Origin of the sequence: Streptomyces sp. NPDC052052 (genome assembly GCF_040680455.1) — a bacterium.
Classification (GTDB): domain Bacteria; phylum Actinomycetota; class Actinomycetes; order Streptomycetales; family Streptomycetaceae; genus Streptomyces.
This window is the reverse complement of sequence record NZ_JBFAWU010000002.1, coordinates 221,294-247,928: the sequence shown is the minus strand read 5'-3', so window position 1 is coordinate 247,928 and position 26,635 is coordinate 221,294. Positions and strand designations below refer to the sequence as shown.

Sequence of the window (26,635 nt, the reverse complement as noted above, 5' to 3'; positions counted from 1 at the left end):
GAGTGGCCGTGACGTGTCCGCGCCGGTTGCCGCCGAAGCGGAATCGGCCGTGGCCGCCTCTGCGTTCATGCCAGGAATCCGCCCCCGTGGCTCCCTGAGCTCAGAGGAACGTACGGCCCTCGCCGCGGTACGTCGGCACGGCGGCCGTCACCCGGTCGCCCTCGATCAGCTGCAACTCGTCGAAACGCTCGCACAGTTCACCGGCCTTCGCGTGCCGGAACCACACCTTGTCGCCGATCAGCAGATCGTCAGCGGCGGCGCCGACCAGCGGCGTCTGCACCTCGCCCGGCCCCTCCTGGGAGTCGTAGCGCAGCCCCTCCGGCAGGTACGGAACGGGCAGCCGGTCCGCGCCCGCCGGCCCGGACGCCGGATACCCGCCACCCAGGACCGTCACCACACCCACACCCGGCCGGCGCACCACCGGCTGGGCGAACAGCGCAGCCGGACGCGCGGTGAAGGACGTGTAGTTGTCGAACAGACGAGGTACGTAGAGACCCGACCCGGCGGCGATCTCGGTCACCGCGGCCTCCGCCGCCGTGTGCTGCACACTGCCGGTGCCACCACCGTTGACGAACTCCAGGTCCGGCGCCACGGCCCGTACCGCACGCACCACCTCGGCCCGCCGGGCGGCCAGTTCCCTGCGGCCCGCCGCCTGCATCAGCCGGATCGCCCGGGAGCGCAGCGGCCGCCCCGCGACCGCGTCCCCGACCCCGGCTATATGACCCTCGTACGCCATCAGGCCCACCAGCCGGAAGCCGGGCCTGCGCGCCACCTCGCCCGCCAGCTCGGCCAGTTGGGCGGGGGAGCGCAGCGGTGAACGCAGCGCGCCGATCCTGACCCGGCCGACCATCAGCCGCAACGAGGTGTCCAGCTCCAGACAGACCCGGATCTCCTCGTGGCCACCGGCCCGCGCCGCGTCGATCAGCTCCAACTGTGCGACGTCGTCCACCATCACGGTCACGGCGCCGGCCAACTTCGGATCGGCGGCCAGCTCCGCGAAGGCGGCCCGGTCGGCCGACGGATAGGCCAGCAGCACATCGTCGAAACCGGCCCGCGCCAGCCACAACGACTCCGCCAGCGTGAACGACATGATGCCCGCGAACCCCGGCCGGGCGAGCACCCGTTCAAGCAGCGCCCGGCAGCGAACCGACTTGCTCGCCACTCGGATCGGCTTCCCCGCGGCCCGGCGCACCAGGTCATCGGCATTGGCGTCGAACGCGTCGAGATCGACGACGGCGACCGGGGCGTCCAGATGGGCGGTGGCACGGTTGTAACGGGTCAGATCAGCGGTACGGGCAGTCATGGCCGCAGCTTGCCAGACGGCCGTACCACTGGGTAGGGGGATGATCTGCGCAGATCGTCCAGGGGCTGGGCCTCCGGCTCCCACCGGGGCCTTGCCACCCCGTAGAGTGACGGGCACGCGGCAGCCAACGGGCCTGCCTGTGACGGCGATCCGCGCGCGGTACGGAACAGGATCAGGGGGACGGATGAGTACCGAGGCGCAGCGCGCTCCTGTCCCGCCCCGCCCCACGGCCCCGCCACCGGGGCCCGCGCAGCCGCCTCCCACGACCGCCGCGAGCGCGCCCGTTGCACCACACCCGACGGCACCACCGCCCGGCGTGCCGGCGCCTCCCGCCGGCCCGCCGGCCTCGGCCCGCACCCCCCGGCAGCAGGAGCCGCCAGCGCAGCCGAGCCCGCCGGCGACCTACCGGCCGGCGCCCGCTCCCGAAGTGCCGCCCGTGGAGACCACGGTGCGACTGAGAGCCGTGCCACCCGCCCGCGCGGCGACCCCGCCCGCCACCCCGCCGCCCGGCCCCTGGCAGCCGCCCGCCGTGGGCGCCGCCCCGCGTCCTGGCGCTGCCCCGCAGGCGCACGCCCACCACCGGCAGCAGCACCCGTACCCGTACCGATTCCCGTACCGCGATCCGCTTCCCGAGACGCCCGTCGAGACCACCACCCGGCTGCGCCCCGTCCGGACCCGCAATCCGGCCAGGACCGCGACCATCGCGGCCTGCGCCGTGCTGGGACTCGGACTGATCGGCGGCGCGGCCACCGGCGCCTGGCTCACCAGCGACTCCTCGGCCGGCTCCGCCGCGCGCAGCGCCTACACCGTGGGACGATCGGCCTGGCACAGCGTCCCCGTGGACACCCTCTTCCCCCGCACGCTCAAGGGGACAGGAGCGGGGCCCGGCGGCGCCGACCGGGTGTGGACCAGGATCGGCGTCGCGCCGGACAGCGACTGCGCGAAGGCCCTGGATCCCCTGCTCGCCAGGACACTCGGCCCGGTCGGCTGCGCCCGGATGATCCGCGCCACCTACACCGATGCGACCCGCAGCAGCGTCACCACGGTCGGGGCCGTCTTCACCGAGGGCGACCCCCAGGCCATGCGCGCGCTGAGTACCCGCTTCACCGACCAGCACCTCGGCCTGCGGACCGATCTGATGCCCCCCGCGTATGCCGTCAAGGGCACGGTCGCCGCCGGGTTCGGCGACCGGCAGCGCGCCAGCTGGACCATCCACGTACTGACCGAGGTGCCCGTCCTCATGTTCGCCGTGTCCGGATTCGCCGACGGACGAACGGTCACCGACCCGCAGCCCGTCGACCGGGCCATGGCCGCGAACGCCACCACGGCCGCCGCCCAGGCCGGACTGGGGCACGAGGCCAAGGGGATCGCCGACCGGATCGAGCGCGGTCTGCGCCGGACCGTCACCGACCTCACGGAGAACCCGGAATGAGCCGCCGCGCCCGCCACCACCGCCGCCGCGCCCTGGGCGCGGTCTGCGCCGCGACCGCGTTCGCGCTCCTGCCCGCGGCACCGGCCCGGGCCGATGCCATCCGTTACCAGCAGTGGGGCCTGGAGGCACTCCACACCGATCAGGCATGGCGGACCACCAAGGGCAAGGGGATCACCGTCGCCGTCGTCGACACCGGCGTCGACGGCACCGTCCCCGACCTGGACGGCCAGGTGCTCCCGGGCAAGGACATGATCGGCTTCGGGGCCGCCCGAGGAGATCGTTCCTGGGCCCGGCACGGCACCGCGATGGCCGGGATCATCGCCGGTCATGGGCATGGTGCCGGACAGGGCGACGGCGTGCTGGGCATCGCACCCGAGGCGAAGATCCTCCCCGTCCGGGTGATTCTCGAAGCCTCCGACCCGGCCCGCACCAAGGCGCGGGAGTCCCGCGGCACGGCCCTGGCCGACGGGATCCGCTGGGCCGCCGACCACGGCGCCGACGTCATCAACCTCTCGCTCGGCGACGACAGCAAGTCCGCGCACCCCGAATCGGGCGAGGACGCGGCCATCCAGTACGCGCTGAAGAAGGGGGCGGTCGTCGTGGCCTCGTCGGGCAACGGCGGCGAGAAGGGCGACCACATCTCGTACCCCGCCGCCTACCCCGGCGTGATCGCGGTCGCCGCCGTCGACCGGTACGGCACCCATGCCGCCTTCTCCACCCGCCGCTGGTACGCCACGGTCAGCGCCCCCGGCGTCGACATCGTCGTCGCCGCCCCCGACCGCAAGTACTACATCGAGTGGGGCACCTCGGCCGCCGCCGCGTTCGTCTCGGGCGCGGTCGCCCTGGTCCGCGCCGCACACCCGGGACTGACCCCCGCCCAGATCAAGCAACTGCTCACGGACACGGCCCGCAGCGCCCCGGCGTCCGGCCGGGACGACGCCCGGGGCTACGGCATCGTCGACCCCGCCGCCGCGATCAGTGCGGCGGCCGAACTCCGTCCCGCCGATGCGCGCGCCGAGTCCGCCGAGGCGGGCTACCGCAAGCGGTACTTCGGCCCCGGCCCCACCGCGGCACACCACGACAACGGGCCCGCGGGCCTGCTCGCCCCGGCGGCGGGCGGCCTCGGAGCGATACTGCTGGCCCTGGCCGTGGTGCTCTGGCGCGGCCGCGGGCACCGGCCGTTCGGCGCCAGGCGCTGAAGGCGCTGAACGCCGCCCGGGGCCGCGTTCACCGGGCGTCGTCGAGCACCTCCACCGCCGCCTTCGCGACCGACTCGACAAGCGTGATCCCGGCCTCCTGCGTCCGCTGCCCGTCCGAGAGCACCGCCACCAGGTAGGTGTGCCCGTCGGCCCGCACCTGCCCGATGCTGTTGATGTCCCACAGCCCGGTGGACGTCCGCGGCAGCCAGCCGTTCTTCAGCGCCCAGGTGCTGCCCGCAGCCGACACCCCCCACTGCTGGTCGGCCTCCACCTGCCCCATCAGTTCCTGCAGATAGGTACGGGACTTCTCGCTCAGCTCCGACTCCGTACCGAACACCGCCTCCAGCAGGGCCAGCTGGTCCGCCGCGGTGGTCTGGGTCAGCCCCCAGGCGTGCGTGGCCGTCGTCGCGGTCAGACCCAGGCGCTCGTTGGCCGCGTCGAGTGCCTCCGCCCCGCCGATCGCCTGCAGCAGCGCGGTGGCGGAGGCGTTGTCGCTCCGCTCGATCATCGCGGTCGCGTAGTTCCGCTCCTCGGCGGTGAGCACCCGGTTCTCGTCCTGGGCCATGAGCAGCAGCGCGGCGAGGATGTCGACCTTGACGATGCTGGCGGTGTCGTACACCCCGTCCCCGTACACCGCCCCCGCCCCGTTACCGGTGTCCAGTACGGCGACGGACACCCGTGCCTCCCCGGCGTCGGTCAGCAGCGGCTCCACCGCCGAGGCCAGTGCGCCGTCGAGGTCCACCGCCGGCTCCGCACTCGTCGTCGCCGGGACGGGAGTGGCCGCGGCGGCCGATACGGACGAGACGGACGCGGTGGTGCGCGGGGAGTGGTCCGACGACCGGGCGGCCAGACCGAGACCGCCTGCGGCGGACACCGCCACCAGGATCACGGCCGTGACGGAAGTGGTCCGGGCGAAGCCGCGGGTTTTCTTTCGAGGCATGAGCCGGACGCTAGGAACGGCATCTGAGAACCGGCTGAGCCCGACCTGTCGGCCAGGTGAGAAACCCGGGGTACTACGCTCGCCCCGTGGAGCTGAAGAACATTCCGGACCCCGGTTACTCCGACGACGACGGCACGGCAGACCCGGCCCTGGCCGCGGCACTCGCCGCCTGGGCCGAGGACCGCAAGGCCGTCGCCCCGGTACTCGAAGCGCTCAAGGGCACCCGGCTCCTGGTCCCGGTCGTCGCCGTGCTGGGGGAGGTGGAGGTGGACGAGAACGGGCTGCGCCGCGAGAAGACCAGCGACATGGCCGTCCCCACCCTCCAGGCCGGAGACCGGCGGGCCCTGCCGGCCTTCACCTCGACCGCTTCGCTGGCCCTCTGGGACCCGCAGGCCCGCCCCGTCGCCGTACCACTGCACCAGGCGCTGCAGGCCGCCGCGCACGAGAAGGCCGACACGGTGGTTCTCGACCTCGCCGGCCCGGTCGCGTTCGAGCTGACCGGCTCGGCGCTGCTCGCTCTCGCCGAGGGCCGTACCAGTGCCGACCCGCTGGACGACCCCGCGGTGATTTCGGCGATTCGGGCCGCGGCGGCCGCCGAGCCCACGGTGCTCCGCGCCCACCTCGGCCCCGGCAGTGCGGACGGCACCCTGGCGCTCGTGCTCGCGCCCGACACGGACCCCGCCGTGGCGGCGCGCCGGGTCGCGGAACTGCTCGCGGCCGACGAGGTCCTGCGCGCGCGCCTGGTGCGGGGCCTGGATCTGGCGCTGCTCCCGGCCGACGCGGCCACCCCTGGTGAGCCCCTGTTCACGCGCTGACCGCTGCGCCGGACACGACAGAACGGCGGTGGGCTCCTGTCCGGGACCGGACAGGAGCCCACCGCCGTTCGAAGACGTGGATCGTGCGCGCGGGCAGTACGGGGCGGCTCAGCCGAAGACGGGGCCGGTGTACTTCTCGCCGGGGCCCTGGCCGGGCTCGTCGGGCACGAGGGACGCCTCGCGGAACGCTAGTTGCAGGGACTTCAGACCGTCGCGCAGCGGGGCCGCGTGGAAGGAGCTGATCTCGGTGGCACTGGCGTCCAGGAGGCCGGCCAGCGCGTGCACCAGCTTGCGGGCCTCGTCGAGGTCCTTGTGCTCGTCGCCGTCCTCGGTCAGGCCGAGCTTCACGGCGGCGGCGCTCATCAGGTTGACCGCGACCGTCACGATCACCTCGACCGCGGGCACCTCCGCGATGTCGCGGGTCATGTCGTCGTAGCCGGGGGAATCGCCGGTGGGGGTCGCGTCACTCATGCGCCATACGATAGGCCCCGTCGCACACCGCTCCGTCCGCGGGAGCGGTGGGAGCCGGCCGGTTAGCGCCCACATCCGGGAGCTGCTAACCTGGGGTGACGACCGGCTGGGCAGCTATGCGCCCGGCCCACAAGTGGAGGCTCCGATCTCCCACCTGGCTGTCCTCACCGGACAGCGGGTCACCGGTCAGGCGGCGCCCACCGTTCCGTACGGACGATGGAGCCGCCCGATGCGCCCCGCGGTTCAACGCGGCGGTGTTCCGGTTGTTCCAGGAGCCCCGCCTGTGTCCCGTCCGGGGCATTTTTCTTGGCCCGATGCGGTTGGTCTCACGAAACAGACGTTACGTGGCTGTCCTCCAGGCGGTCGCGTGGTGCTACCGAGGAGGATCCATCAGCGCCGAGCCCCGCATCAACGACCGGATTCGCGTTCCCGAGGTGCGACTTGTCGGTCCCAGCGGCGAGCAGGTCGGGATTGTTCCGCTTGCCAAGGCCCTGGAACTCGCACAGGAGTACGACCTCGACCTGGTCGAGGTGGCGGCGACCGCCCGTCCGCCCGTGTGCAAGCTCATGGACTACGGGAAGTTCAAGTACGAGTCGGCCATGAAGGCCCGTGAGGCGCGCAAGAACCAGGCGCACACGGTCATCAAGGAGATGAAGCTCCGGCCGAAGATCGACCCGCACGACTACGACACCAAGAAGGGTCACGTCGTCCGGTTCCTCAAGCAGGGCGACAAGGTCAAGATCACGATCATGTTCCGTGGTCGTGAGCAGTCCCGCCCCGAGCTGGGCTTCCGACTGCTTCAGCGTCTGGCTTCGGACGTGGAGGAACTCGGCTTCATCGAGTCCAACCCGAAGCAGGACGGCCGGAACATGATCATGGTTCTGGGCCCGCACAAGAAGAAGACCGAAGCCATGGCCGAGGCCCGTGAGGCCCAGGCCGCCCGCAAGGCGGGGCGTCAGGGTTCCACCCCCGACGCCGGGGCTGCCGAAGAGCAGTCCGAGGCTCCGGCCGATACACCTTCCGAGGCGTGATCTCAGGGGGCCGCCGGCCAGGCGGCCCCGGGTCACCCCGGAATCCCCACCAAGATCTGACGCCCCTGCTGTCCGGTGCCCGCACCGAGAGGGGCGCCACTGACGAGGAGAGAACGGCGCGATGCCGAAGAACAAGACGCACAGCGGTGCCAGCAAGCGCTTCAAGATCACCGGCTCCGGCAAGGTGCTCCGTGAGCGCGCCGGCAAGCGCCACCTTCTTGAGCACAAGTCGTCCAAGAAGACCCGCTCGCTGACCGGCACGGTCGAGCTGGCCCCGGCCGACGCCAAGAAGGTCAAGAAGCTTCTCGGCAAGTGAGTTCGCGGCCCTCGGTGCATCCGACGGGCGGCGACCTCGACCCAGACCGGGACCAATTCGTTTCCGGGCCGTGTGAGTCCAACCACGGCCCCGCTACAAGGAGTTAAAAAGTGGCACGCGTCAAGCGGGCAGTAAACGCTCACAAGAAGCGCCGGGCGATCCTCGAGCAGGCCAGCGGTTACCGGGGCCAGCGCTCCCGCCTGTACCGCAAGGCGAAGGAGCAGGTCACCCACTCCCTCGTCTACAACTACAACGACCGCAAGAAGCGCAAGGGCGACTTCCGTCAGCTGTGGATCCAGCGCATCAACGCCGCTGCCCGCCAGAACGGCATGACGTACAACCGCCTCATCCAGGGTCTGAAGGCCGCCAACGTCGAGGTGGACCGCAAGATCCTGGCCGAGCTCGCGGTCAACGACGCCAACGCGTTCGCCGCCCTCGTCGAGGTCGCCCAGAAGGCCCTCCCGAGCGACGTCAACGCCCCGAAGGCCGCCTGACCCAGGTCGCACTTCTTGGCTTCTGAGCCGGACCCGCAGGCGCCCGTCGCCTGCGGGTCCGGCGCGTTGCACGACCTGTTCCGCACGTCCGCTCCGGACCCGACACCCCACATCCGCTCCGGACCCGACACCTCCGTACGCAGAGAGGCTCGCCGCCGACCATGGGCACCCCCGAACTGATCTCCCCGCGATCGCCGCGCGTCACCGCCGCCCGGCGGCTGGCCAAGCGCAACTTCCGCGGCAAGGAGCGCAGGTTCATCGCCGAGGGGCCGCAGGCGGTGCGTGAGGCCGCCGAGCACCGCGGGAGCGACGGCGAAGCGACGCTGACCGAGCTGTTCGCCACGGTCGAGGCGGCCGAGCGCTACACCGGGATCATGGACGCCGCCCGCGCGGCCGGTGCCCGGGTGCACCTCGCCGACGCCGATGTGCTCGCCGACGTGTCGCAGACCGTCACCCCGCAGGGGCTGATCGGGGTCTGCCGTTTCCTCGACTCGCCGTTCGACGCCATCGTCGCCGCGAAGCCGAAGCTGGTCGCCGTCCTGGCCCATGTCCGCGATCCGGGGAACGCGGGCACGGTGCTGCGCTGTGCCGACGCCGCGGGCGCCGACGCCGTCGTGCTCACGGACGCCTCGGTGGACCTCTACAACCCCAAGGCCGTGCGGGCCTCGGTGGGCTCGCTCTTCCATCTGCCGGTCGCCGTGGGTGTCCCGGTCGAGCGGGCCGTGCAGGGGCTGCGGGACGCGGGCGTACGGATTCTCGCCGCCGACGGAGCGGGCGACGACGACCTCGACGACGAGCTCGACGCCGGGACCATGGGCGGGCCGACCGCCTGGGTCTTCGGCAACGAGGCCTGGGGCCTGCCGGAGGAGACCCGCGCCCTGGCCGACGCCGTCGTGCGGGTGCCGATCCACGGCAAGGCGGAGAGCCTCAATCTGGCCACCGCGGCGGCCGTCTGCCTGTACGCCTCCGCACGGGCCCAGCGCCCGCGCCGCTGAGTCCGTCCCGCCCCCTCCGGGACCGGGCCGTGCGCGGGATCGGGCCACGGGAGGGAGCCGCTCCCGTACTCCGGGACGATGCCCCGCACCCCACCGGGCGGCCGACCGCGGCAGCGTCCTCCGCAGGGTGTCGCTCCCTCACCGACGACTAGTAGGGTGACGGACTCGGGGGCCCACTGCACCGGTTCGAAGGGTGGGGTACGGGATATGGCTGTCGGCATGAGCAGGCCGCGCGGGACGTATGCGGCTGCCGTGCGCGCCGGCGAGGACCTCGGCCCGACGGGCAAACCGGCCGAGGGCCGGGACCTCCTGCCCGCCGATGCGGCCGTGGACCCCGACGATCTCCCCGACGGCCTGGTCGTCGCCGACGAGACCGGCCGGGTCGTCTGCTTCAACGCCGCCGCGGTCCGGATCACGGCCGTGCCCCGGGCCGCCGCACTCGGCCGCCCCCTGGAGCACGCACTGCCGCTGGAGGACCTCGAGGGCCGCCGCTGGTGGGACCTGACCGATCCGTACGGCGGCCTCGCGACCCGCGTCGGCCAGCCCGAGCGCAATCTGCTACTGCCCGGGGGCCGTGAGGTCCTGGTCTCCGCGCGGTACGTACGCGAGCACCCCACCGGGCCCGTGCGCCGCCTGGTGATCTCGCTGCGCGGTACCGAGGCCCGCCGCCGCACCGAACGCAGCCATGCCGAACTGATCGCGACGGTCGCCCACGAACTGCGCTCCCCGCTGACCTCCGTCAAGGGCTTCACCGCGACCCTCCTCGCCAAATGGGAACGGTTCACCGACGACCAGAAGCGCCTGATGCTGGAGACCGTCGACGCGGACGCGGGCCGTGTCACCCGGCTCATCGCCGAACTGCTCGACATCTCCCGGATCGACTCCGGCCGGCTGGAGCTGCGCCGGCAGCCGGTGGATCTCTCCGCCGCCGTCGAACGCCACATCCAGACCCTCACCGCGAACGGCCAGACCCCCGACCGCTTCCTCGTCCGCACCTGCCAGCCGCTGCCCGCGGTCTGGGCCGACCCGGACAAGGTCGACCAGGTGCTCGGCAACCTGCTGGAGAACGCGGTGCGCCACGGCGAGGGAACCGTCACCATCGACGTCGCGCCCGCACCCGCGAAGAGCGACGAGAGGGGAACGGCCGTCACCGTGAGCGACGAAGGTCCCGGCATCCCCGAGGAGTCGATGGGCCGTGTCTTCACCCGCTTCTGGCGGGGCAGCAAGCGCGGCGGTACGGGCCTGGGCCTCTACATCGTCAAGGGCATCGTCGAGGCGCACGGCGGCACGATCACGGTCGGCCGCGGCCCCCGCGGCGGTGCCGAATTCCGATTCGTTCTGCCCGTGAGCGCACCGGCCTACCTGAGATGAGCAGGACGGTCTGCGGCGCCATCGGGCCGGGCGGTGGCGGGCGACGGACGGGCCTGAGCATCCCACGGGCCGTCGTCACATCCCGCGAACCCTTAGAATCGACCTTTGGCACCTTTGCGTTCTCCGGTCGTCGAGCGGGGCCGCGGGGTCCGGGACGTCCCCGGTCCAGAGCAGTATCAGCCAATCGGAAGCACGGGAAGAGATGTCGGCACCGAACAAGTCGTACGACCCAGTCGAGGTCGAGGCACTGAAACCGGAAGAGATCGAGCGCATGCGGGACGAGGCCTTCGCCGCCTTCGCCGCCGCCGGTGACCTCGACGCGCTCGCCCAGGCGAAGACCGCGCACACCGGCGGTACCTCGCCCCTGTCGCTCGCCAACCGGGAGATCGGCGCTCTGCCGCCGCAGGCCAAGGCGGAGGCGGGCAAGCGCGTGGGCCAGGCCCGCGGCGCCGTGAGCAAGGCCCTCGCCGCCCGTCAGGCGGAGCTGGAGGCCGAGCGGGACGCGCGCGTGCTGGTCGAGGAGGCGGTGGACGTCACGCTGCCCTACGACCGCACCCCGTCCGGCGCCCGCCACCCGCTGACGACCCTGATGGATCGCGTCGCGGACGTCTTCGTGGCCATGGGCTACGAGGTCGCGGAGGGCCCCGAGGTCGAGGCGGAGTGGTTCAACTTCGACGCCCTGAACTTCGTGCCCGACCACCCGGCCCGGCAGATGCAGGACACGTTCTTCGTCCGCGGCGCCGACGGCGGCGACAACGACGAGTCCGGTGTCGTGCTGCGCACCCACACCTCGCCGGTCCAGGCCCGCACCCTGCTCGACCGCGAGCCCCCCGTCTACGTCGTGTGCCCCGGCCGCGTCTACCGCACCGACGAGCTCGACGCGACGCACACCCCGGTCTTCCACCAGATCGAGCTGCTCGCCATCGACGAGGGCCTCACCATGGCCGACCTGAAGGGCACCCTCGACCACATGGTCCAGGCGCTCTTCGGCCCGGACATGAAGACCCGGCTCCGGCCGAACTTCTTCCCGTTCACCGAGCCGTCCGCCGAGATGGACATGGTCTGCTACGTCTGCCGCGGCGCCTCCGTGGGCAACCCGGACCGCCCCTGCCGCACCTGCGGCAGCGAGGGCTGGATCGAGCTCGGCGGCTGCGGCATGGTCAACCCCAAGGTGCTCGTCGCCTGCGGGGTGGACCCCGAGAAGTACAGCGGATTCGCCTTCGGGTTCGGCATCGAACGGATGCTGATGTTCCGCCACAACGTCGAAGACATGCGAGACATGGTCGAGGGTGACGTCCGTTTCACCCGGCCGTTCGGGATGGAGATCTGATGCGTGTCCCGCTTTCCTGGCTGCGGGAGTACGTCGACCTGCCGGCGACGGAGACCGGCCGTGACGTACAGGCCAAGCTCGTCGCCGTGGGCCTGGAGGTCGAGAGGGTCGAGCAGATCGGCGCCGGCCTCAAGGGCCCGCTGGTCGTCGGACAGGTACTGACCATCGAGGAGCTGGAGGGCTTCAAGAAGCCCATCCGCTTCTGCACGGTCGACGTCGGCGACGCCAACGGCACCGGTGAGCCGCAGGAGATCGTCTGCGGCGCCCGCAACTTCTCCGTCGGCGACAAGGTCGTCGTGGTCCTCCCGGGCGCCGTGCTGCCCGGCGACTTCGCGATCGCCGCACGCAAGACGTACGGCAAGACCTCGCACGGCATGATCTGCTCCACCGACGAGCTCGGCATGGGCGACGACGGCACGCACGGCATCATCGTGCTGCCGCCGGAGCACGAGGCCGGTACGGACGCGATCGAGCTCCTCCAGCTCGTCGACGAGGTCCTCGACATCGCCGTCACGCCCGACCGCGGCTACTGCCTGTCCATGCGCGGCGTCGCCCGCGAGACCGCCATCGCGTACGGACTGCCGCTGCGCGACCCGGCGCTCCTCGACGTGCCCGCGCCGAACGCGTTCGGCTACCCGGTCGAGATCGCCGACCCGACCGGCTGCGACAGCTTCACCGCACGCACCGTGGTCGGCCTGCAGCCCGAGGCCCGCTCCCCGATCTGGATGCAGCGCAGGCTGCAGAAGGCCGGGATGCGCCCGATCTCGCTCACCGTCGACGTCACCAACTACGTGATGCTGGAGCTCGGCCAGCCGCTGCACGCCTACGACCGGACCCGCGTCGACGGGCCGATCGGGGTGCGCCGCGCCCAGCAGGGCGAGAAGCTCACCACCCTCGACGGCACGGTCCGCGTCCTGGACGCCGAGGACCTGGTCATCACCGACAACCGTGGGCCGATCGGTCTCGCGGGCGTCATGGGCGGGGCCAACACCGAGATCGCGGACGTCCAGGACGGCGCGCACCGCACCACCGAGGTCGTCATCGAGGCCGCGCACTTCGACGCGCTCTCGATCGCCCGTACCGCGCGCCGCCACAAGCTGTCCTCCGAGGCGTCCAAGCGCTTCGAGCGCGGCTGCGACCCGCAGGCCGCGGCCGCCGCCGCGCAGCGCACCGTCGACCTGCTGGTGCTGCTCGCCGGCGGCACCGCCGAGGCCGGGGTCACCGGGGTCAGCGCCACGTCCGCGCCCCGCACCATCACGATGCCCGCGGACCACCCCGACAAGGTCGCCGGTGTCTCCTACGGCCGCGAGACCGTCGTACGCCGCCTCCAGGAGGTCGGCTGCGACGTCTACGGGCAGGACGAGCTGATCGTCACCCTGCCGTCCTGGCGCCCCGACCTCGCCGCGCCGAACGACCTGGCCGAAGAGGTCATCCGCCTGGAGGGGTACGAGAACCTCCCCTCCACCCTCCCGACGCCGCCGTCCGGCCGCGGGCTCACCGACCGCCAGCGGCTGCACCGCAGGGTCGGCCGGGCGCTCGCCGGAGCCGGCTACGTCGAGGCGCTGAACTACCCGTTCATCGGCACCGCGGTGCTCGACCAGCTCGGCCTCGACGCCGACGACGCCCGCCGCCGTACGGTCGACCTCGTCAACCCGCTCTCCGACGAGGAGCCGGCGCTGCGCACCACCCTGCTGCCGGGCCTGCTCGGCGCTCTGCGGCGCAACGACGGCCGCGGCAGCCACGACCTCGCGCTCTTCGAGACCGGTCTGGTCTTCAGGCCGACCGGCGACGAGACCAGGGCCGTGCGCCTGCCCGTCGACCGCCGTCCCACCGACGAGGAGATCGCCGGGCTCAACGCCCTGCTGCCCCGGCAGCCGCGCCGCGCCGCCGTCGTCCTCGCGGGCGCCCGCGAGCAGGCCGGCTGGTGGGGCAAGGGACGCCCGGCCGACTGGGCGGACGCCGTCGAGGCCGCCCGTACGATCGCCCGCGAGGCGGGTGTCGAGCTGACCGTCCGCAGCGACCAGCACGCACCGTGGCACCCGGGCCGCTGCGCCGCCCTGTACGTCACGGTCGACGGCGAGGAGACCCTCCTCGGACACGCCGGCGAGCTGCACCCGCGCGTCATCAAGGAGCTGCACCTGCCGGAGCGCTCCTGCGCCATGGAGGTCGAGCTCGACCTCCTGGAGCGGGCGGCCGACGGCGCGCTCCAGGCACCCCGGATCTCCACCTTCCCGGTGGCGACCCAGGACGTCGCGCTGATCGTCGCCGACAGCGTCCCCGCCGCCGAGGTGGAGCAGGCGCTGCGCGCGGGTGCGGGTGAACTCCTCGAATCGCTGCGGCTGTTCGACGTCTTCACCGGTGAGCAGATCGGTGCGGGCCGCAAGTCCCTGGCGTACGCGTTGCGCTTCCGCGCCGCGGACCGGACGCTGACCGTGGACGAGGCCACGGCCGCCCGCGACGCGGCGGTGGCCCTGGCCGCCGAGCGCACGGGCGCGGTACTGCGGGGCGCATGACACCTCGCGTACCACCAGCATGAGGAAGGGGCGTACCGGCGACCGGTACGCCCCTTCCTCGCTCGCCGAGCGGCACGGAGCCGCTCACAGGCGTTCCCCGCGTCGACCGCGCCGCCACGGGGCGTTCGGCAGGCCGGCGGAACGGACGGTGCGGGTGCGGGTCGTCTGCTGTACGAGGGGGAGCCGACGACCCGGCCGCCTCTTGCGAGACGACTGATTCAACCGATTCGCGGTCCGGGGTGGCAGAGCATGCGACGGGGTGGCTCGGGCACTCTTTTCACACCCCGTGTGAATCGTGCTCCACTGGTGCGACACGCCTCGGCGTGCTGAACGACCGGAGGGGCACATGGGGGCTACGGAGCCCAACATTCTGCTGGCGGCCCTGATCGAGGAGGCCGGCGTCTCCCGGGCCGGCCTCGCCGCGCACATCAACCGGGCCGGCCGCTCCCGCGGGCTGCGGCTGCGCTACGAACACACCGCCGTGGCCCGCTGGTTGAAGGGGCAGCGCCCCCGCGGTCAGGTGCCGGACCTGATCTGCGACGTGCTCGGGAACCGGCTGAACAGGCATCTTTCGCTGGACGACATCGGCATGGCGACCCCGGGCACCGGCCCGGCCGCGCCCGCCTCCACGCTCACCGGATTCGTCGAGCGGGCCACCGCACTGTGGCGCTCCGATGTCCATCAGCACCCGCACCGGCTCGCCCTGCCGACCGTCACCGGCACCTCGGCGGTGATGCCCGTCTGGGAGTGGGAGAACCCGCCGGAGGAAGCCGACGTCTCCCGCGACGGCGCGACCCGGGTCGGAGCGGCCGACTTGGTGACCCTGCGTGCCGCCCGTACCCACTACGAACTGATGTACCGCAGGGCAGGCGGTATCGCGACCCGTTCCCGCATCACCGCCTTCCTCAACTCCGAGGTCGCGCCGTTGCTGCGCGGTGGCTACAGCGACGCCACCGGGCGCCGGCTGCACCGGGCGGCGAGCGGTCTGGTGGCGGTCGCGGGCATCTGCGCCTACGACGCCGACGCGCACGGCCTCGCCCAGCGCTACTTCCACCAGGCGCTGCGGCTGGCCAAGGCGAGCGGGGACCGGGGGCTCGGCTGCTATGTGATCGCCCTGCTGGTCAACCAGTCGCTGTTCCTCGCCGAGTACCGGCAGTCGGTGGCCTTCGCGCAGACGGCGCTGCGGGCCGCCGGGTGGCACATCACTCCGGCGCTGGCAGCCGATCTCCACGCGATGCAGGCCAAGGCGTACGCCCACATCGGCGATGCCGGAAGCGCCCTGCACTGCATCCGGCGTGCGGAGACGGAGGCCGCGCGCATCCGCCCGGGCCAGGAGCCCGACGAGACGGGATACGTCCAGCCGGGCCTGGTCGAGGTGAAAGTGGCGGAAGCCCTGTTGCGCCTCGGTGATCTGCCGGGGGCCCGGGAACACGCGGCAACGGCCGCGGGTACGCCGGCGCACGACCGGGGCCGGGTGTACCGGCTGGCCATGCTGACCCAGATCGAGCTGCGCCAGGGAGACGCGGACCGGGCGGCGGCCACGGCCGTGGAGATGGCGGAGCGGGCCAGGGGCATGGAGTCGCAGCGGCTGCGCGACCGGCTGCGTGCCGTACGCGAGGACCTGCTCGCGAGCGGCTGCGCCGACGCGGGGCGGGCCGCCGAGCTGATCGACGGCGCGCTGTGCGTGCCGCTGTGACGGGGCATCAAGAGGCAAGACAGTCTGATGCCCCATCATTTACGCCTGGGATGAAGCCTGTTGGAACGCATACAGGGCCGGCCGGGGGTCTCCCGGTCGGCCCCGCAGTGACACCGGCGGCGGGATCAGGCGTACGGGTAGAAGCCCGACCCCGTCTTCCGCCCCAGCCGGCCCGCGTCCACCATCCGCTGGAGCAGCGGGGGAGCGGCGTACAGCGGCTCCTTGTACTCCGCGTACATCGAGTCGGCGACCGAGGCCACGGTGTCGAGACCGATCAGGTCGGCGAGCTTGAGCGGGCCCATCGGGTGGGCGCAGCCGAGTTCCATGCCGTTGTCGATGTCCTCGCGGCTGGCGATCCCCGACTCGAACATCCGGATCGCGGAGAGCAGATACGGAATCAGCAGCGCGTTGACGACGAAGCCCGAGCGGTCCTGGGCGCGGATCGGGTGCTTGCCGAGGATGTCCTGCACCAGGGCCTCGGAGCGCTTCACCGTGTCGTCGGACGTCGTCAGCGCGGGGATCAGCTCGACAAGCTTCTGCACCGGGGCCGGGTTGAAGAAGTGGATGCCGATGACCAGGTCCGGGCGGGAGGTCGCCACCGCCAGCTTCACCAGGGGGATGGAGGAGGTGTTCGAGGCAAGGATCGCGTCCCGTCGGGTCACCACCTGGTCGAGCACCTGGAAGATCTCGGTCTTCACCTGCTCGTTCTCCACGACGGCCTCGATGACGAGATCGCGGTCGGCGAACTCTCCGAGGTCGGTGGTGAAGCTCAGGCGCCCCAGGGTCTCGTCGCGCTCCTCCGGCGTGATCTTGCCGCGTTCGGCAGCTTTCGAGAGGGAGTTGTGCAGCCGGGTGCGGCCGATCTCCAGTGCCTCGCCAGTGGTCTCGGCCACCTTGACCTCAAGACCGCTACGGGCGCAGACCTCTGCGATACCCGCGCCCATCTGGCCACAGCCGACCACTCCCACACGCGCAATGTCGGCCATTGAGTCCGTCACCTCGTGCCCTTCGCTGTAAGTCCGAGTCGCGGGGTCCCGTCCGATTCCGGCCCCGCCCCGACCCCCCGACGTTACTCCGCATCCTGGGGGTCATTGCGGGCCGGGGCGGGCATGCTCTGCGTTGCGCCCGAATACGGGTGCGACGGATGAGTGCCCAGAGACGGCAGGTGCAACGAAATGCGGCAAATGGCCAGAAGAGGCTTTGTGGCGGGTGCGGCCGGTGTGGTCGCGGGGGTGGTGGGTTCCCTGGCCACCTCCGGTGACGCCGTCGCGTCGCCTTCCCGGCAGGACGTTCTCGCGCGGGCGGGCGCGGCACCGGGCAGGAGGGGGCACCGTGCGGAGAACAGCGAGCTGCGCGGCATGTGGATCGCCACCGTGGTCAACGTCGACTGGCCCTCGACAACCGGCCTGACCGCCGCCGAGCAGAAGGCCGAACTGATCGCCTACCTCGACGAGGCCGTGGACCGGCGGCTGAACGCCGTGATCTTCCAGGTCCGGCCGACCGCCGACGCACTCTGGCCCTCGCCCTACGAACCGTGGTCCCAGTACCTCACCGGCGTCCAGGGGAAGGACCCCGGCTGGGACCCGCTGGGCACCGCCGTGGAGGAGGCGCACCGGCGCGGCCTGGAACTGCACGCGTGGTTCAACCCGTACCGGGTCGCCAACCACACCGATCCGTCCCGGCTGGTGTCCACGCATCCCGCCAGGCTCCACCCCGAATGGGTCCTGCCGTACGGCGGGAAGCTCTACTACAACCCCGGAATCCCCGAGGTCCGCCGCTTCGTCCAGGACGCCATGCTGGACGCGGTCCGCCGCTACGACATCGACGCCGTGCACTGGGACGACTACTTCTACCCGTACCCGGTGGCCGGGCAGGTCTTCGACGACGACGCCACGTACGCGACGTACGGAGCGGGCTTCACGGACAAGGCCGCCTGGCGGCGCGACAACACCGACAAGCTGGTGCGCGAGACGGCCGAGCGGATCAAGAGCATCAAGCGGAACGTTCGGTTCGGGATAAGCCCGTTCGGTGTGTGGCGCAATGTCGCGACCGATCCGCTCGGCTCCGACACGAAGGCGGGGGTGCAGACCTACGACGACCTGTACGCCGACACCCGCGGCTGGGTCCAGAAGGGCTGGATCGACTACATCTGCCCGCAGATCTACTGGAACATCGGCTTCGCGGCCGCCGACTACGCCAAGCTGCTGCCCTGGTGGGACGAGGTCGTACGGGGGACGGGCGTCGACCTGTTCGTCGGCGAGGCGCTCTACAAGGCCGGTGACCCCGCCCAGCCGGCCGCCTGGCAGGACCCGGCCGAACTCTCCCGGCACCTCGATTTCGCAGCCGGCTACGACCAGGTGCGCGGCCATGTGTACTTCTCCGGCAAGAACGTGGTCACGGACCGGATAGGAGCCATGGACCAGGTGGTGGCCGACCACTACCGCACACGGGTGCGCCCGCCCCGCTGACAGGAGAAGCGGAGCGGACGCACGGGATCGTGGGCGGGCCGCCCGGAACCTATCGGCCCGCCCCGGGCCCGGGGCGCGAAGAGCGCCGCCGTCCGCCGGAGACCGTTACTTCTCCGGTGACTGCTTCCGGACGGTGGTGTGCTGTACGACGCTGTCGGGACCGGGCGAAATCAGGTGTTCGTGTCCGTCCTCGAAGCGGACGCGGAACGGGGGGGTGCCCCCGGCCCCGAGCACTTCGACGATCTCTGCGACACGGTCGTGCTGTCCCACGGTCCTGCCGTGCGTCAGCAGCCGGTCGCCCGCGTGTGCCTCCATCGAGGGTGACCTCCTCACGGGTGGCGGTCCTTGTCGACAAGTCTATGACCGAAAGGTGACTTCGCCCGGTGGAGGGGCAGGGAATCTCCCTTCGGCCGCCGGGCCCGGTCGGGGACACCGGAACGCCGACCCCGGGCGACCGGTGGAGCCACGCACGCGTACGTGCCCCGGTCCGGCCGGGCCGGAACCGTTCATGAGGCCCTCTTGACCCGGGTGGCGCCGGGATCCACGATCGCCGCCATGAGTGTGAGAGTCTCGCTCGTCGCCGCGGCGCGCAGCTCCGCCCTGCTGGCCGAGCGCTTCGACGACGACCGGCCGCTCGACCAGGCCGGCTGGCACGAGGTGCAGATTGCCGCGCACGCGCTGGCTCCCCTGGGCGCAGCGGAGTTGCGTTACTGCTCACCGACCCCGCGCAGCCGGGCCACCGGCGACGCGCTCGGCTACGCGCCGCTCGCCCAACCCGCCCTGCGCGACTGCGACATGGGCCGCTGGCGCGGGCACACCCTCGCCGACATCACCGCACGTGAACCCGCGGCCGTCGACGCATGGCTCGCCGACCCGCGTTCCGCCCCGCACGGGGGTGAACCCCTGCTCGCCTTCATCTCGCGGATAGGGGGCTGGCTGGACACCCGCCCCGCCTTCGACGGTGCCATCGTCGCGGTCGTCGAACCGGCCGTCGTCCGGGCCGCCCTCGTCTACGCGCTCAAGGCCCCGCCGTCGGCGTACTGGAACATCGACGTCCGACCGCTGTCCACCGTCACCCTGACCGGGGCCCCGGGCCGCTGGAGCCTCAGCCTCGAAGCGGGAGCCCGCTGACCGGCCGTCCCGGCGCCGGTCGCGGTGCGGACGGGCGGTGCCGCCCGGCGCGCCCGGTCCGCCCCGGATACGACGGAGCGCGCCGCCCGACCTACTCCGTCGGGCGGCGCGCTCGTTCAGCGGATTCGGGGGCGGCTCAGAGAACGCCGCTGTCCGCGATGGTGATCTTCGCCTGGGGGCGGCCGCTCTGCGAGCCGAGGGCCTCGATCTTCTTGACCAGGTCCATGCTCTCCTCGTTGTCGACCTCACCGAACACCACGTGCTTGCCGTCCAGCCACGAGGTCACGATGGTCGTGATGAAGAACTGGGAGCCGTTGGAGTCGGGGCCGCTGTTGGCCATGGAGAGCAGGCCCGGCTTGGAGTGCGCGAGCTTGAAGTTCTCGTCGGCGAACTTCGCGCCGTAGATGCTCTTGCCACCCGTGCCGTTGCCGCGGGTGAAGTCGCCGCCCTGCAGCATGAAGTCGGGGATGATGCGGTGGAAGGACGATCCCTTGTAGCCGAAGCCCTTCTCGCCGGTCGCCAGCGCGCGGAAGTTCTCCGCGGTCTTGGGGACGACGTCGTCGAACAGCTTGAACGTGATCCGCCCGGCGGGCTCGTCGTTGATGGTGATGTCGAAGAAAACCTTGCTCGTCATGGACACCATCCTGACATCCATGCGCGCCGCGCCGCCCGGCGGGCCATGACCTACCCGGGCCGTCGACGGGTGCGGTGAACCCCGGGCGGAGCGCCGAACGGCTCCGTCCGTCCCGCCGTCCGCTCCCGCTGTCCCGGACCCCGGCCACTGGTTAGCCTGAAGTGGGGGCGTGGCTGCTCAGGGAGGTCCGACGTGACCAGTGGAGCCCATGGGGGCGCCGGGACGCCCAGCGCCTTCGGCGCACCCCCGGACGGAGGAGTCTGCCGCTATCCGCCCATCGCCGAGCACGGACTGATCGGTGACCTGCGCAGCGCGGCGCTGGTGGACACCAACGGCACCATCGACTGGTACTGCTGCCCACGCTTCGACGCGCCCAGCGTCTTCGCCTCGATCCTCGACGCCGAGCGGGGCGGGTCCTTCGAGCTCGCCGCGGACGCCCCGACGCGCACCAAGCAGTTCTACTTCCCCGACACCAATGTGCTGATCACCCGCTTCTTCGCGGACGACGGCGTCGGTGAGATCCAGGACTTCATGCCGGTGGTCGACGATTCGCGCGAGGCCGGCCGGCACCGGCTGATCCGCCGTGTGGTGTGCGTGCGCGGATCGCTGCCGTTCCGGGCCCGGGTGGCCCCCCGTTTCGAGTACGGGGCGCAGCCGCACACCGTGCACTCCGGGCACGGGCAGGCGGTCTTCGAGTCGCCCTCGCTCACGCTCGCCCTGACGTCGAGCGTCCCCCTCGAGGTCGACGGCCAGGACGTCTGGTCGCTGTTCAAGCTGCACGAGGGCGAGTCGGCGGTCTTCGCCCTCGACCGGGTCGGCGGCGACGTGGCCCCCCGTTTCTGCCCGCTGTCCGAGGCGGAGCAGCAGTTCAACGCCACCGTCCGGTACTGGCGGCACTGGCTGCACCGGTCGCGGTACCGGGGTCGCTGGCGGGAGATGGTGCACCGCTCCGCCCTCACGCTGAAGCTGCTCACCTACGCCCCGACCGGCGCCATCATCGCCGCGCCGACCACCAGCCTGCCCGAGCGCATCGGGGGCGAGCGCAACTGGGACTACCGCTACGTATGGATCCGTGACGCGGCCTTCTGCGTCTACGCGCTGCTCAGACTCGGCTTCACCGACGAAGCCGAGGCCTTCATGGGCTTCCTCTCCGAGCACGTCCGTCTCGAAGTGCCCGGGGCGACCGGATCGGGCCCGACAGCCCGCTCCGCCGGTCCGCTGCAGATCATGTACGGCATCGACGGGCGCCGTGAGCTGCCCGAACGCAAGCTGCCCCATCTCGAGGGCTACCGCGGCTCGTCCCCCGTCCGGGTCGGCAACGGTGCCGTGGGTCAGTTGCAGCTGGACATCTACGGGGCGCTCATCGACGCGCTCTACCTCTACGACAAGTGGGGCCAGCCGGTCTCCAGCGCGCACTGGGACAGCATCACCGAGCTCGTCGACTGGGTGTGCGGGCACTGGGACCAGCCCGACCAGGGGATCTGGGAGTCCCGCGGCGGGGGCAAGAACTTCCTCTACTCGCGCCTGATGTGCTGGGTCGCGATCGAGCGCGCCATGCGGCTGGCCCAGCATCGCGGACTGCCCGTCGACTTCGTGCGGTGGGGGCGGGCCCGGGACGCGATCTACCGCCGGATCATGAGCCACGGCTGGTCCACCGAGCGGCACGCCTTCGTCCAGGCCGAGGACGGCCACGTGCTGGACGCGTCCGTGCTGATGATGCCGCTGGCGAAGTTCATCTCGCCCATCGACCCGAAGTGGCTCGCCACCCTGGACGCGCTGGGCGAGGACCTGGTGTCCGACTCGCTGGTCTACCGCTACGACCCGCAGGCCAGTCCGGACGGGCTGCGGGGCGGCGAGGGCACGTTCTCGATCTGCTCGTTCTGGTACGTCGAGGCACTGACCCGGGCCGGCCGCCTGGACGAGGCCCGGCTCGCGTTCGAGAAGATGCTCACGTACGCCAACCACCTCGGCCTGTACGCCGAGGAGATCGGCCACACCGGGGAGCAGAGCGGGAACTTCCCGCAGGCCTTCACCCATCTCGCCCTGATCAGCGCGGCCTTCAACCTCGACCGGGCCCTCGGATAGAGGGGTGCGGTCGCCGCGCCGGCGACCGTCCGGCGGACGATTCCCGCCGCTTACGGGAACGAGGTGGACCGCAGAGATCGTTGCATAAAAGTGCACTACTGCGTATAGTCATGCCATCGACGAGGAGGATATCGACCGTGGTACGTGCAGCAGTGGCAGGGGCGAGCGGATACGCCGGCGGGGAGCTGCTCCGCCTTCTGCTGGTCCACCCCGAGGTCGAGATCGGGGCCCTCACCGCCAACTCCAACGCGGGGCAGAAGCTCGGCGCGCTGCAGCCGCATCTGCGGCCGCTCGCCGACCGGGTGCTCCAGCCGACGACGCCCGAGGTGCTCGCCGGCCATGATGTCGTCTTCCTCGCCCTTCCCCACGGACAGTCCGCCGCCGTCGCCGAGCAGCTCGGTGACGAGGTGCTCGTGGTCGACATGGGCGCCGACTTCCGGCTCAGGGACGCAGCCGACTGGGAGAAATTCTACGGCTCCCCGCACGCGGGCACCTGGCCCTACGGGCTGCCGGAACTTCCGGGTGGACGCTCGGCCCTGGCGGGGGCCAAGCGGATCGCGGTGCCCGGCTGCTACCCGACCGCCGTCTCCCTCGCGCTCTTCCCGGCGTACGCGGCCCAGCTGGCCGAGCCCGAGGCCGTGATCGTCGCCGCGTCCGGCACCTCCGGAGCGGGCAAGGCGGCCAAGCCGCACCTGCTCGGGTCCGAGGTGATGGGCAACATGTCCCCGTACGGCGTCGGCGGGGTCCACCGGCACACCCCCGAGATGATCCAGAACCTCAGTGCCGTGGCCGGCGAGCCCGTCACGGTCTCCTTCACGCCGACCCTGGCCCCGATGCCCCGCGGCATCCTCGCCACGTGCAGCGCGAAGGCGAAGCCGGGGGTGAGCGCCGAGTCCGTCCGCGCCGCGTACCAGAAGGCGTTCGCCGACGAGCCGTTCGTCGACCTGCTCCCCGAGGGGCAGTGGCCCGCCACCGCAGCCGTGTACGGGTCCAACGCCGTACAGATCCAGGTCGCGTACGACGAGGCGGCGGGCCGGATCGTCGTCGTCAGCGCCATCGACAACCTTGCCAAGGGCACCGCGGGCGGTGCCCTGCAGAGCATGAACATCGCCCTCGGACTTCCCGAGGACACAGGTCTTTCCACGATCGGAGTCGCACCGTGAGCGTCACGGCAGCACAGGGATTCTCGGCGGCGGGTATCGCCGCGGGAATCAAGGAGAGCGGTAACCCGGACCTGGCCCTGGTGGTCAATCACGGTCCGCGTCGTGCCGCCGCGGGCGTCTTCACCTCCAACCGCGTCAAGGCCGCCCCCGTCCTCTGGTCGCAGCAGGTGCTCAAGGGCGGCGAGGTCAGCGCCGTCGTCCTCAACTCCGGTGGCGCCAACGCCTGTACGGGTCCGCAGGGCTTCCAGGACACCCACGCCACCGCGGAGAAGGTCGCCGAGGTCCTCCCCGGTCACAGCGCGGGCGAGATCGCGGTCGCGTCGACCGGGCTGATCGGCACGCTGCTCCCGATGGACAAGCTGCTGCCCGGCATCGAGATCGCCGCCGCCGCCCTCAGCGAGCACGGCGGCGAGAAGGCCGCCATCGCGATCAAGACCACCGACACCGTCCACAAGACCGCCGTCGCGGACGGTCAGGGATGGACCGTCGGAGGCATGGCCAAGGGAGCGGGCATGCTCGCCCCGGGCCTCGCCACCATGCTGGTCGTCCTCACCACCGACGCCGACGTGGACGCCCCGGCGCTCGACACCGCGCTGCGCGCCGCCACCCGCACCACTTTCGACCGGGTCGACTCCGACGGCTGCATGTCGACCAACGACACCGTGCTGCTGCTGGCCTCCGGAGCGAGCGGCATCACCCCGGAGCAGGACGAGTTCGCCGAGGCCGTGCGGACCGTCTGCGCCGACCTCGCCCGGCAGCTCATCGGTGACGCCGAGGGTGCCTCCAAGGACATCCGGATCGAGGTCATCAACGCCGCGACCGAGGACGACGCCGTCGAGGTCGGCCGGACCATCGCCCGTAACAACCTCCTCAAGTGCGCCATCCACGGTGAGGACCCCAACTGGGGCCGGGTGCTCTCGGCGATCGGTACGACGAAGGCCGCCTTCGAGCCGGACCGGCTGAACGTCGCCATCAACGACGTCTGGGTCTGCAAGAACGGCGGTCTCGGCGAGGACCGGGACCTGGTCGACATGCGGTACCGCGAAGTCAAGATCACCGCCGACCTGGCCGCAGGGTCCGAGTCCGCCGTCATCTGGGCCAACGACCTCACCGCGGACTACGTCCACGAGAACAGCGCGTACAGCTCATGACCACGGCGCGGAAGCACACCGCACTCCCGAAGGCGGAGATCCTCATCGAGGCGCTGCCCTGGCTGACCCGTCACAACGGCAAGACCGTCGTGATCAAGTTCGGCGGCAACGCGATGGTCGACGAGGAGCTGAAGGCGGCCTTCGCCCAGGACGTCGTCTTCCTGCGCCAGGCCGGCCTCAAGCCCGTCGTCGTGCACGGCGGCGGCCCGCAGATCAGTGCCCAGCTCGACAAGCAGGGGCTGGTCAGCGAGTTCAAGGCCGGTCTGCGTGTCACCACGCCCGAGGCGATGGACGTCGTACGGATGGTGCTGGCCGGACAGGTCCAGCGTGAACTCGTCGGCCTGCTCAACCAGCACGGCCCGCTCGCCGTCGGGATGACCGGCGAGGACGCCCGCACGATCACCGCCACCCAGCACCGGCCGATCATCGACGGCGAGGCGGTCGACATCGGCCGGGTCGGCGAGATCACCGCCATAGACACCGGGGCGATCCAGGCGCTGCTGGACGACGGCCGGATCCCGGTCGTCTCCTCCATCGCACGCTCCGCCGACGACAACCACGTCTACAACGTCAACGCCGACACGGCCGCCGCCGCACTCGCCGCCGCGCTGAACGCCGAGACGCTGATGGTCCTCACCGATGTCGAGGGCCTCTACGAGGACTGGCCGAACAGCGACGACGTGATCAGCCGCCTCACCGCCGGCGAGCTGGAGAAGCTGCTGCCGGAACTGTCCAGCGGCATGGTGCCGAAGATGCAGGGTTGCCTGCACGCCGTCCGCAACGGTGTCGAGACCGCCCGTGTCATCGACGGCCGGGTCCAGCACTCGATCCTGCTGGAGATCTTCACCGACGAAGGAATCGGCACGATGGTCGTGCCCGACGCCCAGGGGGAGTCATGAGCAACCAGGAGCTCTCGCAGCGCTGGCAGCACGCGCTGATGGACAACTACGGCACCCCGGGGCTGTCCCTCGTCCGCGGCGAAGGCGCCCATGTGTGGGACAGCGACGGCGCCGAGTACGTCGACTTCGTCGGCGGTATCGCCGTGAACGCGCTGGGCCACGCCCACCCCGCGGTCGTCGAGGCCGTCTCCACGCAGATCGCCTCGCTGGGCCATGTCTCCAACCTCTACATCGCACCGCAGCCCGTGGCGCTCGCCGAACGGCTGCTCCAGCTCTTCGGCCGCGAAGGCCGCGTCTACTTCGCCAACTCGGGCGCCGAGGCCAACGAGGCCGCCTTCAAGATCGGACGGCTGACCGGGCGGACCCACATGGTCGCCACCGAAGGCGGCTTCCACGGCCGCACCATGGGCGCCCTCGCGCTCACCGGTCAGCCCAAGAAGCGCGAGGCCTTCGAGCCGCTGCCCGGCGACGTCACGTACGTCCCCTACGGGGATGCCGAGGCGCTGCGGGCCGCCGTGACCACCGACACCGCGCTGGTGATCATCGAGCCCATCCAGGGCGAGAACGGTGTGGTCGTGCCCCCCAAGGGCTACCTGGAGGCGGCCCGGGAGATCACCCGGGCCACCGGCACCCTGCTCGTGCTCGACGAGGTGCAGACCGGTATCGGCCGTTGCGGCACCTGGTTCGAGCACCAGGCCCACCAGGGCGTCGAGCCCGACATCGTCACCCTCGCGAAGGGGCTCGGCGGCGGGCTGCCGCTCGGGGCCACCGTCGCGTTCGGCCCGGCTGCCGGGCTGTTGAAGCCGGGGCAGCACGGTACGACGTTCGGCGGCAACCCCGTCGCCTGCGCCGCAGGTCTCGCCGTCCTGGACACCCTGGCGGCCGACGGCGCCCTGGACCATGTGAAGCGGCTCGGCGAGAAGATCCGGGAGGGCGTGGAAGGGCTCGGCCACCCGCTGGTCTCCCACGTCCGCGGCTCCGGACTGCTGCTGGGTATCGTGCTCACCGAGCCTCTCGCGCCCCAGGTGCAACTGGCGGCTCAGGGAGCCGGATTCCTGGTGAACGCACCCGCCCCCGATGTGCTGCGGCTCATGCCGCCGCTGATCATCGGTGACGCCGACGTGGACGCGTTCCTCCAGGCACTGCCCGGCGCTCTCGACACGGCAAACGGGGACGGACGATCCGGAGAATGAGGCGA

The 26,635-nt window shown here is 71.7% G+C and carries 24 protein-coding genes; 18 read left to right on the top strand and 6 right to left on the bottom strand.

Translation table 11 applies throughout. The features are described 5' to 3' along the window. Nucleotides 1–100 precede the first annotated feature (100 nt). Nucleotides 101–1,303: an amino acid deaminase/aldolase gene (locus tag AB0L71_RS03030; RefSeq protein WP_365237159.1), complete on the bottom strand. Its 1,203-nt coding sequence runs from the start codon at nt 1,301–1,303 to the stop codon at nt 101–103. Between the two features lie 658 nt (nt 1,304–1,961). Between AB0L71_RS03030 and AB0L71_RS03025 the strand changes: the two genes are divergently transcribed. Then, nucleotides 1,962–2,735, top strand: a complete 774-nt coding sequence (locus tag AB0L71_RS03025; RefSeq protein ID WP_365237469.1) for a hypothetical protein — start codon at nt 1,962–1,964, stop codon at nt 2,733–2,735. Then, nucleotides 2,732–3,934 (top strand): type VII secretion-associated serine protease mycosin, encoded by a 1,203-nt coding sequence (mycP, locus tag AB0L71_RS03020; RefSeq protein ID WP_365237157.1) that lies wholly within the window; start codon nt 2,732–2,734, stop codon nt 3,932–3,934. The genes AB0L71_RS03025 and mycP overlap by 4 nt, the downstream gene beginning before the upstream one ends. A 28-nt stretch (nt 3,935–3,962) precedes the next feature. Here the strand turns inward: mycP and AB0L71_RS03015 are convergent, their stop codons facing one another. After that, the gene (locus AB0L71_RS03015) at nt 3,963–4,874 is read right to left on the bottom strand and encodes a serine hydrolase (protein WP_365237155.1); all 912 of its coding nucleotides are present in this window, start codon (nt 4,872–4,874) and stop codon (nt 3,963–3,965) included. An 86-nt stretch (nt 4,875–4,960) separates the two neighbouring features. On the opposite strand from AB0L71_RS03015, the gene AB0L71_RS03010 reads away from it, so the two are divergent. Beyond that, a complete protein-coding gene (locus AB0L71_RS03010; RefSeq protein ID WP_365237153.1) occupies nt 4,961–5,689 on the top strand; it encodes an SseB family protein in 729 nt (242 codons plus the stop codon). A 108-nt stretch (nt 5,690–5,797) separates the two neighbouring features. On the opposite strand, the gene AB0L71_RS03005 is transcribed toward AB0L71_RS03010, so the two are convergent. Continuing rightward, nucleotides 5,798–6,160: a DUF1844 domain-containing protein gene (locus tag AB0L71_RS03005; protein ID WP_365237151.1), complete on the bottom strand. Its 363-nt coding sequence runs from the start codon at nt 6,158–6,160 to the stop codon at nt 5,798–5,800. Between the two features lie 314 nt (nt 6,161–6,474). Here AB0L71_RS03005 and infC point away from each other — a divergent pair, with 314 nt between their 5' ends. From infC to AB0L71_RS02965, 8 genes are all read left to right on the top strand, one after another. Beyond that, a complete protein-coding gene (gene infC / locus AB0L71_RS03000) occupies nt 6,475–7,191 on the top strand; it encodes a translation initiation factor IF-3 (protein ID WP_365237149.1) in 717 nt (238 codons plus the stop codon). 121 nt (nt 7,192–7,312) lie between these two features. Then, nucleotides 7,313–7,507, top strand: a complete 195-nt coding sequence (gene rpmI / locus AB0L71_RS02995; protein ID WP_114243588.1) for a 50S ribosomal protein L35 — start codon at nt 7,313–7,315, stop codon at nt 7,505–7,507. 110 nt (nt 7,508–7,617) lie between these two features. Further along, complete coding sequence (gene rplT, locus AB0L71_RS02990) at nt 7,618–8,001, top strand: 50S ribosomal protein L20 (RefSeq protein ID WP_143625552.1); 384 nt, start codon at nt 7,618–7,620, stop codon at nt 7,999–8,001. 161 nt (nt 8,002–8,162) lie between these two features. After that, the gene (locus tag AB0L71_RS02985; protein WP_365237148.1) at nt 8,163–8,996 is read left to right on the top strand and encodes an RNA methyltransferase; all 834 of its coding nucleotides are present in this window, start codon (nt 8,163–8,165) and stop codon (nt 8,994–8,996) included. Nucleotides 8,997–9,203: 207 nt separating this feature from the next. Beyond that, complete coding sequence (locus AB0L71_RS02980) at nt 9,204–10,367, top strand: ATP-binding protein (protein WP_365237147.1); 1,164 nt, start codon at nt 9,204–9,206, stop codon at nt 10,365–10,367. Between the two features lie 202 nt (nt 10,368–10,569). Next, nucleotides 10,570–11,697: a phenylalanine--tRNA ligase subunit alpha gene (gene pheS, locus AB0L71_RS02975; RefSeq protein WP_365237146.1), complete on the top strand. Its 1,128-nt coding sequence runs from the start codon at nt 10,570–10,572 to the stop codon at nt 11,695–11,697. Then, complete coding sequence (pheT, locus tag AB0L71_RS02970; RefSeq protein ID WP_365237145.1) at nt 11,697–14,210, top strand: phenylalanine--tRNA ligase subunit beta; 2,514 nt, start codon at nt 11,697–11,699, stop codon at nt 14,208–14,210. Before pheS ends, pheT begins: the two co-directional genes overlap by 1 nt. 346 nt (nt 14,211–14,556) lie before the next feature. Further along, complete coding sequence (locus AB0L71_RS02965) at nt 14,557–15,906, top strand: transcriptional regulator (RefSeq protein ID WP_365237144.1); 1,350 nt, start codon at nt 14,557–14,559, stop codon at nt 15,904–15,906. A gap of 125 nt (nt 15,907–16,031) precedes the next feature. Here the strand turns inward: AB0L71_RS02965 and AB0L71_RS02960 are convergent, their stop codons facing one another. Further along, nucleotides 16,032–16,892: a 3-hydroxybutyryl-CoA dehydrogenase gene (locus AB0L71_RS02960; RefSeq protein ID WP_365237143.1), complete on the bottom strand. Its 861-nt coding sequence runs from the start codon at nt 16,890–16,892 to the stop codon at nt 16,032–16,034. 216 nt (nt 16,893–17,108) lie between these two features. Between AB0L71_RS02960 and AB0L71_RS02955 the strand changes: the two genes are divergently transcribed. Beyond that, nucleotides 17,109–18,374 carry a family 10 glycosylhydrolase gene (locus AB0L71_RS02955; protein ID WP_365237468.1) on the top strand — a complete coding sequence of 422 codons (1,266 nt, stop codon included), beginning with the start codon at nt 17,109–17,111 and terminating at the stop codon, nt 18,372–18,374. Between the two features lie 105 nt (nt 18,375–18,479). Here the strand turns inward: AB0L71_RS02955 and AB0L71_RS02950 are convergent, their stop codons facing one another. Beyond that, nucleotides 18,480–18,689, bottom strand: coding sequence for a DUF1918 domain-containing protein (locus AB0L71_RS02950; RefSeq protein WP_365237142.1), 210 nt, complete (start codon nt 18,687–18,689; stop codon nt 18,480–18,482). Between the two features lie 240 nt (nt 18,690–18,929). Here AB0L71_RS02950 and AB0L71_RS02945 point away from each other — a divergent pair, with 240 nt between their 5' ends. Then, a complete protein-coding gene (locus AB0L71_RS02945; protein WP_365237140.1) occupies nt 18,930–19,505 on the top strand; it encodes a histidine phosphatase family protein in 576 nt (191 codons plus the stop codon). A 136-nt stretch (nt 19,506–19,641) separates the two neighbouring features. On the opposite strand, the gene AB0L71_RS02940 is transcribed toward AB0L71_RS02945, so the two are convergent. Continuing rightward, a complete protein-coding gene (locus tag AB0L71_RS02940) occupies nt 19,642–20,139 on the bottom strand; it encodes a peptidylprolyl isomerase (RefSeq protein WP_365237138.1) in 498 nt (165 codons plus the stop codon). Between the two features lie 276 nt (nt 20,140–20,415). Here AB0L71_RS02940 and AB0L71_RS02935 point away from each other — a divergent pair, with 276 nt between their 5' ends. From AB0L71_RS02935 to AB0L71_RS02915, 5 genes are all read left to right on the top strand, one after another. After that, entirely contained in the window at nt 20,416–22,224 is a 1,809-nt protein-coding gene (locus AB0L71_RS02935) for a glycoside hydrolase family 15 protein (RefSeq protein ID WP_365237467.1), read from the top strand. A gap of 137 nt (nt 22,225–22,361) precedes the next feature. After that, entirely contained in the window at nt 22,362–23,387 is a 1,026-nt protein-coding gene (argC, locus tag AB0L71_RS02930) for an N-acetyl-gamma-glutamyl-phosphate reductase (RefSeq protein WP_365237137.1), read from the top strand. Then, nucleotides 23,384–24,538: a bifunctional glutamate N-acetyltransferase/amino-acid acetyltransferase ArgJ gene (argJ, locus tag AB0L71_RS02925; protein ID WP_365237135.1), complete on the top strand. Its 1,155-nt coding sequence runs from the start codon at nt 23,384–23,386 to the stop codon at nt 24,536–24,538. The genes argC and argJ overlap by 4 nt, the downstream gene beginning before the upstream one ends. Next, nucleotides 24,535–25,437, top strand: coding sequence for an acetylglutamate kinase (argB, locus tag AB0L71_RS02920; RefSeq protein WP_365237133.1), 903 nt, complete (start codon nt 24,535–24,537; stop codon nt 25,435–25,437). The genes argJ and argB overlap by 4 nt, the downstream gene beginning before the upstream one ends. Then, a complete protein-coding gene (locus AB0L71_RS02915; protein ID WP_365237131.1) occupies nt 25,434–26,630 on the top strand; it encodes an acetylornithine transaminase in 1,197 nt (398 codons plus the stop codon). The genes argB and AB0L71_RS02915 overlap by 4 nt, the downstream gene beginning before the upstream one ends. The last annotated feature ends 5 nt before the right edge of the window (nt 26,631–26,635 follow it).